This window comes from Alteribacillus iranensis (assembly GCF_900113025.1).
GTDB classification, from domain to species: domain Bacteria; phylum Bacillota; class Bacilli; order Bacillales; family Marinococcaceae; genus Alteribacillus_A; species Alteribacillus_A iranensis.
The window spans coordinates 442,201-453,957 of sequence record NZ_FONT01000002.1; the positions used below are offsets into that span (position 1 = coordinate 442,201).

12 protein-coding genes are annotated in these 11,757 nt (G+C 45.9%); 5 read left to right on the forward strand and 7 right to left on the reverse strand.

Going from position 1 to position 11,757, the window contains the following annotated elements:
• On the forward strand, positions 1–271 hold a 271-nt coding region (locus BM095_RS06065; protein ID WP_177194717.1), incomplete at its 5' end, for a hypothetical protein.
• The gene (locus tag BM095_RS06070; protein WP_091658922.1) at positions 246–1,328 is read left to right on the forward strand and encodes a branched-chain amino acid aminotransferase; all 1,083 of its coding nucleotides are present in this window, start codon (positions 246–248) and stop codon (positions 1,326–1,328) included. The genes BM095_RS06065 and BM095_RS06070, both read left to right, overlap by 26 nt.
• A gap of 584 nt (positions 1,329–1,912) precedes the next feature.
• On the opposite strand, the gene nfsA is transcribed toward BM095_RS06070, so the two are convergent.
• The 5 genes from nfsA to BM095_RS06095 all read right to left on the reverse strand — a co-directional run bounded on the left by nfsA (position 1,913) and on the right by BM095_RS06095 (position 6,141).
• Complete coding sequence (gene nfsA / locus BM095_RS06075) at positions 1,913–2,641, reverse strand: oxygen-insensitive NADPH nitroreductase (protein ID WP_091658925.1); 729 nt, start codon at positions 2,639–2,641, stop codon at positions 1,913–1,915.
• Positions 2,642–2,671: 30 nt separating this feature from the next.
• Complete coding sequence (locus BM095_RS06080; RefSeq protein WP_091659806.1) at positions 2,672–3,655, reverse strand: 2-hydroxyacid dehydrogenase; 984 nt, start codon at positions 3,653–3,655, stop codon at positions 2,672–2,674.
• Between the two features lie 763 nt (positions 3,656–4,418).
• Positions 4,419–5,225, reverse strand: coding sequence for a DUF421 domain-containing protein (locus tag BM095_RS06085; RefSeq protein WP_091658928.1), 807 nt, complete (start codon positions 5,223–5,225; stop codon positions 4,419–4,421).
• Positions 5,226–5,352: 127 nt separating this feature from the next.
• Positions 5,353–5,559, reverse strand: a complete 207-nt coding sequence (locus tag BM095_RS06090) for a DUF1657 domain-containing protein (RefSeq protein ID WP_091658931.1) — start codon at positions 5,557–5,559, stop codon at positions 5,353–5,355.
• 120 nt (positions 5,560–5,679) lie between these two features.
• Positions 5,680–6,141, reverse strand: coding sequence for a DUF2188 domain-containing protein (locus tag BM095_RS06095; protein ID WP_091658934.1), 462 nt, complete (start codon positions 6,139–6,141; stop codon positions 5,680–5,682).
• Positions 6,142–6,411: 270 nt separating this feature from the next.
• Between BM095_RS06095 and BM095_RS06100 the strand changes: the two genes are divergently transcribed.
• Genes BM095_RS06100 through BM095_RS06110 form a run of 3 tightly spaced genes read left to right on the forward strand, consistent with a single transcriptional unit; the run spans position 6,412 to position 8,808 of the window.
• Positions 6,412–7,413 carry an SGNH/GDSL hydrolase family protein gene (locus tag BM095_RS06100; RefSeq protein ID WP_091658938.1) on the forward strand — a complete coding sequence of 334 codons (1,002 nt, stop codon included), beginning with the start codon at positions 6,412–6,414 and terminating at the stop codon, positions 7,411–7,413.
• A complete protein-coding gene (locus tag BM095_RS06105) occupies positions 7,388–8,035 on the forward strand; it encodes a YpmS family protein (RefSeq protein WP_177194718.1) in 648 nt (215 codons plus the stop codon). Before BM095_RS06100 ends, BM095_RS06105 begins: the two co-directional genes overlap by 26 nt.
• A gap of 29 nt (positions 8,036–8,064) precedes the next feature.
• Positions 8,065–8,808 carry a carbohydrate deacetylase gene (locus tag BM095_RS06110; protein WP_091658944.1) on the forward strand — a complete coding sequence of 248 codons (744 nt, stop codon included), beginning with the start codon at positions 8,065–8,067 and terminating at the stop codon, positions 8,806–8,808.
• 515 nt (positions 8,809–9,323) lie between these two features.
• On the opposite strand, the gene BM095_RS06115 is transcribed toward BM095_RS06110, so the two are convergent.
• Both BM095_RS06115 and BM095_RS06120 read right to left on the reverse strand, forming a co-directional pair.
• Positions 9,324–11,075, reverse strand: a complete 1,752-nt coding sequence (locus BM095_RS06115; protein WP_407639137.1) for a methyl-accepting chemotaxis protein — start codon at positions 11,073–11,075, stop codon at positions 9,324–9,326.
• A gap of 235 nt (positions 11,076–11,310) precedes the next feature.
• The gene (locus BM095_RS06120; protein ID WP_091658950.1) at positions 11,311–11,724 is read right to left on the reverse strand and encodes a carboxymuconolactone decarboxylase family protein; all 414 of its coding nucleotides are present in this window, start codon (positions 11,722–11,724) and stop codon (positions 11,311–11,313) included.
• Positions 11,725–11,757: the final 33 nt, after the last annotated feature.

Consider the following 11,757-nt stretch of genomic DNA (forward strand, 5'->3'; position numbering starts at 1 on the left):
TTTAGCAAAAGATCCACATCGGACGTTTGCGTTCTTAGCAGAAGATCAACTGTTGACGTTTGTGATTTTAGCAAAAGATCCACATCGGACGTTTGCGTTCTTAGCAGAAGATCAACTGTTGACGTTTGTGATTTTAGCAAAAGCACAATCACCTGTGGGCCTCGAGTGGCTGGGCGCTGGAGCTGGACACAATTTCAAGAATGTTATACTTTCCTATCCAATAAGAAAGAAAGAGGGTTGTCTGCATGGCACTGGAACTTACCATTCATGAAGTCACAGAAAGAAAGCCGAAACCAGACTATAGCCATTTGGCTTTCGGAAAAAACTTTACGGATCACATGTTTGTGATGGATTATCATGCGGAAAAAGGATGGCACGACCCGCGCATTGAGCCTTATGCTCCATTGACGCTGGACCCGTCTGCGCTCGTTTTTCATTACGGACAGTCTGTGTTTGAAGGGCTGAAGGCATATAAATCGAACAACGATATCCTGCTCTTCCGCCCGGAAAAAAACTTTCAACGCTTAAACGTTTCCAATAAACGTCTCAGTATCCCGGAAATTGACGTCGATTTTATGGTGCATGCGTTGAAAGAGTTAGTACATATCGATCAAGACTGGATTCCAACGAAAAAAGGCCAGTCGCTCTATATCCGTCCGTTTATTATCGCAACCGAGCCTGTCATTAATGTGAAGCCCGCGGAAGAATATAAATTAATGATCATCATGTCACCGGTTGGTTCTTACTATTCCACGTCTGACCAAATGAGCCCGGTCAAAATTTATGTAGAGGATGAATATGTCCGTTCCGTCAAAGGCGGGGTTGGATTTACGAAAACGTCCGGTAACTACGCTGCGAGCTTGAGTGCTCAAATGAAAGCGGAAGAACTCGGTTACGATCAAGTCCTCTGGCTCGATGGCTTTGAAAAAAAATACGTGGAAGAAGTCGGCAGCATGAATATTTTCTTCAAGATCAATGGAGAAGTCGTCACCCCCGCATTGAACGGAAGCATTCTCGCTGGTATCACTCGTGACTCTGTCATCGAATTACTCAAGCATTGGGATGTCCCCGTGAGCGAGCGCCGTATTTCCATCGAAGAAGTATTTGAAGCGGCAGAAAACGGGCAGTTAGAAGAAGTGTTTGGAACCGGGACCGCTGCGGTTATTTCACCCGTCGGTACGTTGAAGTGGAAAGACAAAGAAATTACCGTGAACGAGAATGAAACGGGAAAGCTGTCTCTTGACCTCGCTAATACGATCGCTGGCATTCAGACGAATGAAGAAAAGGATCCTTTCGGCTGGAGAGTCAAAGTGGACGTGGAAAAATAATACATGGAACTTCCGAATGATCGGGATATAGCAAAAGAGGTTGGGACAAAAGTATTTAAATGAAAGATAAATCCGAACAACTTATGTTGTCGCTTTGTCAAAATACTTCGCTTTCCGCGGGCACGGCTTTAGCTTCCTCGGAAAGCGAAAACGCCTTTCCTGCGGGATCTTCAGCTCGTGCTGTTCCCGCTGGAGTCTACGTATTTTGACTACGCTGATACACTGCGTTTATGAAACGGGTGACTCCTCCAACATGTGATCGTTCGTCTTTAGAGTTGACTATTCTAGTTTTGTCCCAGCCTCTTCTCTATATGTTTCGTTCGGGGCCCTCCCCTTTTATACCCAATGAATATCCATGGTACACATTGGTTTCCACTTACTGTTCCCAAATTTTGGAAATATAACATACGGGAAGGTGCTCTCTCCTCTCCATGGACGAACCACAGGAACCTCGAGCCGTGGCGCCTGGAGCTGGAAGTAGCTAACCCTTTCAAAAAAGTCACCCATGAGCGAATAGCTTTTATCGATCCAAACGCAATAAAAAGCCGGAGGGAGGTCTCTCCGTTCCGGCCATAGATGATTTATTATTTTTTTGCGAATCCTTTCGATTGGACGAAATCTTTCATGTAGTCGCGGCGTGGTTCCGATAAAAAGTTAGCCATGTTTTCGGTCCAGCTGATGGATTTCTGATTGCTTGAGCGACTTTTATAATAAGCAAGCAGTTCTTCATCAAAGTCGGCTAACAAGCCTTCATACTTTTCCTCGTCGTATTCGTTCGTATGTAAAATAGCTTCCACGGGAAGGCGTGGTTTGACTTCATTTTTTTCCGCTGGCACGCCGATGGTTAATCCAAAGAGAGGCATAACGTGATCAGGAAGGCCGAGTAATTCGCTGATCGGGCCCGGGTTGTTGCGCACGCCGCCGATGTAACAGATTCCGTAACCTTTCGATTCAGCCGCCGTCACAAAATTTTGAGCCATGAGAGCGGTGTCAACAATGGATACGATGAAGTTTTCCGTTGTATCTGCTTGGATCTCACGGCCGTGCTTTTTCACCGCATGTTCGAGTCTTTTCAAATCCGCACAAAAAACGAGAGCACGGGCGGCTCCTTTAAATTGAACCGGGTTTTTGGAAAACTCCGCCATCCGTTCGCGCTTTTCCGGGTCCGTGATGTCAATGACAGAGTAAGCTTGGACAAAGTGGGACGAAGCGGCGGACTGACCGGCTTCCAGCAATTCATGAAGGGTTTCATCAGAGATCGGGTCATCTGTATATTTTCTTACGGATGCATGGGACTTTAATTGGTCTAACATTGTGATTCCTCCTTGATGTTGGTTGTTTTTCTAGTTTTTCTTCCAAACCTCTTCGTTGATCAAGTTAGGCGGACGTTTTCCTTCAACCGCGGCGATCAAGTTTTCAGCTGCAAGGATGGACATGTTGTCTTCTGTTTCGCCTGTGGAAGAACCGATATGAGGTGTCGTTACCACGTTTTCGAGTCGCAACAAAGGATGATCCGCGGACACAGGTTCCTCTTTGAACACGTCTAATCCAGCTGCTAAGATATCCCCGTTAGTTAACGCTTCAACGAGCGCATCCTCATCCACCGTTGCACCGCGAGAACCATTAATGAAAATCGCCGTGTCTTTCATTTTTTTAAATTGTTCGGTACTCATTAAATTCTGTGTTTCGGGAGTAGCAGGGGTCATCAAGCATACGTAATCCGACTTCTCCAGTAATTCATCCAATTCTGCACAGTAGACAGCATCCATTTTCTCTTCGAAGTCAGGTTTCTGTGACCGGTTATGATATAAAATATCCATATCAAACCCGAAGCGTCCCCGTTTTGCAATCGCCTGTCCAATCCGGCCTGCACCGATGACTCCCAGTGTTTTATGATGAACATCCACGCCGAATCTCTCATCTGGCAAAGCTTCGGTCCAGTCTCCTTCTTTGACGTAACGGTCCAGCTCAGGAATGCGACGCGCGGTAGCAAGCACTAATCCAAAAATGGCATCCGCTACCGTGTCATCAAGAATGCCAGGTGTATTTGTCGCCATCACCCCATGCTTTGTAATTGCTTCGATATCAAAGTTATCGTAACCGACAGAAACGTTACTCACCACTTTGACATTCGGAGCATGCTTTAAAAATTCATCATCTACTGTTTTTTCTAAGCCGATATAACCGACGGCCTCTTGGAGATCTTTTTTAAAATTCTCATCCGTGACGTCCGTTCCGTACGGATAGTGCCGGAGATCAAATTTTTCACTAAGCAATTCGCGTGCCGGCTTCCGAACACGGCTGTAGGCCACTACTTTTTGTTTCATGTATCCTTCCCCTCCGTAACTTTGGTAAAAATAGCGTTTTCTAAGAAAAGCCGAGGCGTCCCGCTCAGCCACGACAGGATCTGGAGGACCAGCAAAGAAAGCCGCCTTTTGCTTTCTTTGAATGGACCAGATGGAAGATCGGCTAAAGGCGTCTCGTCCTGAGACAACGCCGATCTGACCCACATCGTGTGGGCCTCCCGAGTGGCTGGACGCCGCAGCTAGACAAATAAAAAAGCGCAAGCATGTAAGGATGTTCGACTATGTTGGAGAGGTACTTCTACTAAAACCGCACACGTCGTGTGTGCAACGTAGAAGCCACCGCCTCCTGCGGAAGTTCCTGTGACAACGTCGAACTGGCTTGCACAGGATGTGCTGACTTTTGCGTTATACACAGGATGTGTATGTTTTTAGCAAAAGGTCAATTACCTGCGGGCCTGAGGAGGCTTTGCCGCGGCAGTGCGGGTTGAAGCGACCTCGAGCCGATGGTGCCTGAAGCAGAACGTAGCTAACCTTTCACAAAAGTTATCCTCAAGTGAATAGCTTTTATCATTTCCCGAACAATCAAAGGACGTGTTTTTCAAGGTAAGTCAGAGGTCACGGACATCCCCGTCCCTCTTTTTATGTATGATCCTTGTCACAGGATAACCCGCATCCTGTTGCGAATTTTCCTACAACCATCTTAACATGGAACGCATTCTTATGCATTGGCGGAAAGTAAAAACACCCCTTTTCCGACGAAGAGGGGTGCGCATGTCGTCCATGTTTACGTCGCGTTCTCTGGCATGTCGACTTCATTAATGGCTGAATCGGTTCTTCCTTTATTACTACCCGATTTCTTTCTATCGATAGACACCGATCCGTCTTGATGATAAACCGCTAAGCTAATGTCAGCTATCTGATCCTTATTTAACCCGAACGCTTGCAATTGGGCATCTAGCCAGCCTTCTTCTTTTTCCAAATACCTTAAATTGTGACGAAGCAGCTCACCGTCCATGATCAAGGGAATCGGCACATACTCCGGTGTGGGGTGGAGTTGAATATCTTGCGGCTGCAATGGTCGAGCGTGTGCTTTCGGGATGACACTAATTTTTCCTGTATCTTCCATGACCGCCATTTCGACATCTCCTGTTTTCGTAATGCCGCGTTGACGCAAAGCACTCAAAAGCTGACTCGTCGTCATCCGTGCTTCCTGCAATCCTTTTTCATCAATGTCTCCATTTCTTAGGAGAACGGTTGGCGGGGAAACGAGAAGCGGACGAAATCGACGGTACTGAGCCGCGTAAGTAAATAATACATATGCTAGTAAGAACAGAAAACTGTAGGCTAACGCATCCAAAGGCTCGCTCGATACTAGCGGACCACTGAGAATCACACCGAGAATGAGGACAAAAAGAACATCGGCGTTACTCATTTCAGTGACTGCTTTTTTTCCGCTCAAGCGAATGTAAATCATGGCCATCAAGAAAATGAGAAGGGGGATTAACCCATACTGAATAAAAGCATCCAACACTATCACCTCATTAAGTAAAGCGGAAACCGCACGCCTATCGGACAGAAGTGCTGATGACATGGCGAAGAAACTCTCTGCCGCAACTTCGGCGGAAGACCCCGACGACTCCAGAATCGGAACGGTGCTTCAAATTTGATGGGAAACGACTCCCCACCTAAAGCGGGGAGCCCCATTTTGATCGAAATACTTACTGCTGTTTATATTGAGGTTCCTCGTTTTCAATGAACTGTTGACGAGTTTTTAAGTTCATTAAAATTTGTTCTTGTTGAGTCGCTAAGTTTTGAAACATCTGTTTTGCGTTTTGATCTTGTGTCTCTAATGCGAAAGAATGCAAGCTGGCTAGTGTGCTTTCACAGCTCGCAATACACTGTTGAATTTGTGTGCCGACTGTCATTGGCCTTTCACCTCCCCTCTTCTATGGTTTACAAATGTCTTCGTTTTATCCTGAATGAATCGAGGGAGACGATATACGGTGTCCAGAATGATAAAAAAAAGACACCCCTTTTAGGATGTCTTACTTGTTATTGGAGTAGCGGTGACGCTTTTCCACCTTGCCGTCTTCGGTGTAAATGACAGCTTCGGTTCCTTTGTTCTCAGCAATATCTTTTGCTCGTTCGATGGCGTCCTTTTTGTTATCAAATACTTCTGTTGGCTTTTTCGCATCTTTTGCTTGTACGGCCCAGCCGTCTTCATGACTGACAACCGTCTCTGCTTTATCAAGAAGCTTCGGCCGGTTTTCGTATTGTTTTCCTTCTTCGGAGCGTTCCGTCGGATCCCCTTCCTCCAAGAAGTCATCGATTTCTTTTTTCGACGCATTGTCATACCATTCTTTTGCTTGCTCGGTAGCAATGGGGATCGCGCGGCCTTCGTCGTACCCTTCATCTATCATGGCATTGGCGATATCAATAGCTTTCTTTTTGATCGGTTTTTTAAAATTTTTTAAAGACGATGGATAGTCATTCATAGTCCAAGGCATAAGTCTGTGCCTCCTTCTGCATCATTTATTTCCTTTATTTCCTTATTCCACGAAACCGAAACGGTGAAAAAGAATAACAATAAAAAACGGTATATTTCTTCTCTATATTTTTTCAATGAGAGGTCTTATAACTGGTCCATACAGGGTAAAATGGAAAAGAGATACTTGTAATAGATGCTTTCGTATCAGTGTCAAAAAGACGGGGTATTCTGTTAAAATGTAGGGAAGAACAGTCAGCATAGAACTGACGTGAAGTAGGTGTGATACGTTGTGATTCAAAAAATCTTAACACTGATTGGTGTTTTGTTATTTATAAGTTTGCTTGCTTCCGGAGGCTGGCTCGTCAACCGCGTTTCCTCCCCCCCTGTAGATCTTTCTTCTTCGGACAGCGCCCCTCCTGCGCCCGAACAAACAGAAACTGGGGCCTCCTATACAGAAATAGTGAAACAGGCCGATGATATCACTCCGGCCGCAGAAGAAACAGATCCATCCCTGAATCGTGACATTCAAACGGTTGTTGCTTCTGTCGTGGAAAATGCGCGTGATCTTTTTATTCAAAAAGAAAGCTTGCACATGGTAGCCATCGGGGATTCATTAACTCAAGGAGTGGGAGACAACACAGATAACGGCGGGTACGTCGGGATCTTGGAAGAAATGATTGAGTCAAACAGTGCCATCGGTTCGTTAGAAATTAAAAATCACGGGAAACGGGGAAACAGGACAGACCAGCTGCTTCAGCGGTTGGAAGATCCTGACATCGTTCGTGATATCGAAAACACGGACCTGATTCTCGTGACCATCGGTGCAAATGATATTATGAAAGTCGCCAAAGCCAATTTCACCGATTTAACGTATGACAAATTTCAAGGAGAAACCGATCATTATCAAAAACGGTTGGACCTTGTATTTGAACGGCTCCGCGAATTGAACGAAGACGCTCCCATTTACTTAATCGGTGTGTTTAATCCGTTTAACACGTACTTTTCAGAAATCCCGGAATTGGATCAAATTGTGCAGGACTGGAATACAATTGGCCGTGATACGATAGAGTCCGAAGACAATGCTTATTTTATTCCGATACAGGACTTGTTTGTCGGGGCTGATGAGACGTACTTTGCAGAAGATAACTTCCATCCGAATCAGCGCGGCTATGCCCTCATTGCTGACCGCGTGTATGATTATCTGGAAACAGAGCTGGAAGGAAACGAGGAAGGAGGGCTTCCAAGCGAGGAGAGGGAGAATCCACATGAGGAACTTGCAGAACAAGATTAAACAGCAAAACATCTGGAAATGGTTATTTTTCTTCTTAGTTGTTTTGAATGCCGGGGTGATTTTTTATGTCATCCTGCTTTTCCAATCTTCTCCTGACGATCGTTTGCTTCCTGCGGCCCCGGATCCAAAAGAAGCGGACTTGGAGTTTACGATCGTCTCGGATAAAGATAATTTAAATGAGCTGATTAATCGGTATTTACGTGAATTAACGGCCGACCAGGACATGGATTATACGGTGTACCTGGAAAATAATGTCCGCCTGGCAGGATCCATTCGTGCGTTTAATCAAGAGATTCCTGCATTAATTGTGTTGGATCCTGTCGTTCAGGACAATGGAGATTTGATATTGCAGCAAGAGTCCATCAGTCTTGGCCAGCTGCAGTTACCGAACCGGAGAGTCTTGGACTACGTGCAGTCCAATTATCGAATGCCTGAGTGGATTGAAGTCGACCCCGAAAATGAAATCATTCATGTCGCTGTTACAGAAATCAGCAAGAACGAAAATATCCGAATTGAAGCGCAACAATTTGATCTGGAAAACGATCAAATTTCTTTCAGCATCCATACACCTTACGAATCACTGCCATTCAATAAATCTAGAATTATGAATTACTTTAAATAGAGAGCGCTTGTTGTAGAAAGGGGAACCATGTGAAGAAATTAATTATTAATGGTGACGACTTCGGTTATTCTCGCGGAGTAAATTTTGGGATTATCGATGCGTATCAATGCGGTATGCTGACTTCCGCTACCATTCTATCTAACATGCCAGGTGCCTGCCATGCTTATGACTTAGCGTCGATCCATCCCGGCCTCGGTGTCGGCGTCCATTTAAATCTTACGTTAGGAACACCTATCCGTTCCGACCTTTCTTCTTTGACACAGGACGATGGGACGTTTCATCCCCGTTCTTATTATCAAGAAGGCGGTGAAGTGGACCTGGAAGAAGTGTTGGCGGAGTGGACGTGCCAGATCGAGGAAGTGATCAAGGGAGGCATCCATCCTACTCACCTTGACAGCCACCATCATATTCATTCCTATCCTGGGATCACTGATATCTTTCTTCGTGTCGCGGAGAAATTTCAGCTTCCCACTCGTGTCTACGATCCCTTACAGCAGCCGACTTCTCCGGGACGACGGACGCCGGATCTCTTTATAGAAGATATTCGAGAGCTTCAGCGGTCCCCTCATGAGCTTGCAGACTATGTAGGAGAGGCGGGCGTGATCGAAGTAATGACCCATCCGGCTTATTTGGACAAACCGTTGATGGACCAATCTTCGCTACTCTACCCAAGACTCGAAGACTTTGCCCACTTAACGGATGAGACGAGAAAAAAGACACTCGAAGATAGTGGTCTTTTCGCCTTCACGACGTATCGATGTCTTACGGAGTGACTGAAGGACACAAGAGAAGCCGCTTTCGAAAACCTGTTCCATGACTCGTTCATGGAGCATGCTTTTGGCTTTCTCTCCTATTTTTTGGTCTTATGAATTTGTTTTTTCGTGTGACATCCACTTTCGTCACTTGCTCTCCCTTACATAAAAAAACCGGCCGCTTCGCCTGAGCAGGGCCGGTTTTTCTTGAAAAATAGGAATGTATTCACGGAGTGATGTCTAGCTGCAGGCGCCATCGGCTCGAGGTCGCTTCAACCCGCTCTGCGGCGGCAAGCCTCCTCAGCGGATTTCCAGCGCTTGTCGCATAACGGTTCTTCTGCTAGAAGCGCAAACGTCCTGTTTGCAACGCAGAAGCCAGCACGTCCTGTGCAAGTGCCTTGCGCTTTTCTTGTTTGTCTAGCTTCAGCGCCTACTCGCTCGAGGTCACTTCAGGCCTTTGCAGAAGCCGAAAAGCGACTTCTGTCAAAGGCCTTCCAGTGCTTGTCGCTCGTGAGCAAGGCGCTTCGCTTTTCTTGTTAATATTTAAATTGGCGTACGACTGAATGAAGATCTTCTGCAAGCTTTGCTAAGTCTTCTGTATTATTCGTAACTTCCTCCATGGACGTGCTTGTTTGCTGGGACGAAGCAGACGTTTGTTCGATGCCTGCTGCCGCTTGCTCTGAGATGGATGCGATGTTTTCAATCGATGCATTCATTTCCTGGGTGCTCGCCGCAATGGTCCGCAGGTTTTCCGAAGTCGCTTCAATGTGACTCGTCATATCGGTCACAGCTGCTTGGATATCTTCAAATTTTTCACCGGTGTCTTTAATTTTGACGGTGCCTTGTTCTACTTCGTGATAGCCGCCTTGCAGGGAGTCCGTGACGACACTGGCTTCCTGTTGAATGCTCGTCACGATGTTGGTGATATCTGACACAGAAGCAGTTACTTGCTCGGCTAGTTTTCTTACTTCATCGGCGACGACGGCGAAGCCTCTGCCTTGTTCACCGGCACGAGCGGCTTCAATCGCTGCATTTAAAGCTAACAAATTGGTCTGTTCCGATATGTCTTTAATGACAGAAATAAGCTTTGAAATTTCTTGAGTATGATCGTTTAATCCACGTACTTTTTGCACGGCATCATGGACAATTCCATCGATGCGTTCCATTTGCGACATGGACTCATTCATCAGTTCACTGCCCTCTCTTGTCATTCCGAGAACTTCCTGGGAGGACGATTCAATGTGCTGACTGCTTTGATCAGCCGCTTCCATTTCTGCGACATACGTTTGCATATTCTGTGATAATTCATTCGCGTGGCCGGCCTGCGTTTCTGCCCCGGATGCTAATTCCTGCATGGTCACTGCGATTTGCTCAGATCCCGTCTTCACTTCATTCGCGGATTGGCTGAGCTCCTCGCTTTGCCCGGTGACCGTCTCCGAAGCACCGGCGACTTTGGCAATAATGGTTTGCAATTTCGACTGCATGCCATTCATCGCTTTCGCCAGCTGTCCGACTTCATCGTTTGACTGAATGGAGAGCGGTTCCTGAGTCAAATCTCCCTCCGCCATCGCATCCATTTGCTCCGACACTTGCTTGATCGGCCTCGTAATCCGGTTGGAAAAGACCCAGATCACGAGGATGCCAATGACGAGCGCCACTCCTATCACTACAATGTTCATGATGCCAATATCTTGAGCGGGCTCGTTAAAATCAAACATATACGTACTAGCTGTTACGACCCATCCCCAATGAGGGTCCATTTTCGAGTAAGCTACTTTATCGACAATCTGGCTTTCATCTTCCGGATGCGGCCATTCATAATATGTAAAACCGCCCCCGTTCTGGCCTTGTCGAGTCATCTCCTGGACAAATTTTTGACCACTGGAGTCTTCATCTTCCCAGCTGTCCTCGCCTTCTATCGCGGGATGAGCGAGAGAAATTCCTTCCACGTTGTCAATGAAAAGATAGCCGTTTTCTCCGAGATCGATGTTTTCATTAATCGGACGGGTGCCATCTTCGTTCTTTTCCCCTAAAATAGCGACTTTCACCTGTTCCTGAGCTTCCTCTAACGGGATTCTTCCCGCTTCGACTTCTTGATGTAAGGTGTCGATCATCTCGAGCGTCATTTCTACGCTGTTTTGTAAGTTTGTTTCCCCTAATTCGTCTAAGCTCTTACTGCTGTTCGTATAACTGAAAATCCCTAAAAATACCATCGGGACAATGAGCAGCAAGACAGAAATTAATATGAGTTTCTGTTTAATCGATGTATTTCTCATCCTATTTCGCACGAACATCTTCGTCCTAATGGAACTCTCACTGCAGAAGTGAGGATTGGTGTTATGATGCCAAAGGTGTGTCGTGCTCTCCCCTCCTCTCTTCCTTAAATATCGGAAGCAGGACGAAATTCTTAAACATTTTGACCTATTTGTTTAAAAAAATGTTACAAAAAAAGGGAGACACGTTTCACCTGTTTAGACGAGAACACAGTAAAATCTGCGCAAAAGACAATCCATACGGAATGCTTTATTCGTCCTCAGGGGTTTTAACAGACACGCCCTGTTCGGCAAATACTTTTTTAGCAACCGACAGTGCATTCAGGACACTCGGGAACCCTGTATACGGAATGAGATGCACGATGCAGCCGACTATCTCTTCCGGTTTTAAACCAACGGACAGCCCCGTTTTAATATGCATTTCAATCTGCGGTTTCCCTTGAGCCACAAGGGCTGTAATGGTGGTAAGTACTTTTTGTTTATTGTCTATTCCTGGACGTGAATATATGTCTCCAAACGCAAATTCAACAACATATTTGCTTAAATCAGGAGCAATATCTTTCAATCCTTCGCCGATGTCCATAAAGCCCGTTGGATGGTCATCGCTTGCTTGTGTCAGCTCCTGAATTTTGTCGATCCCTTGTTGATAACGATCTTTCGCCATTTTATCTTCCTCCTAGGTTTGATCATGACAGTC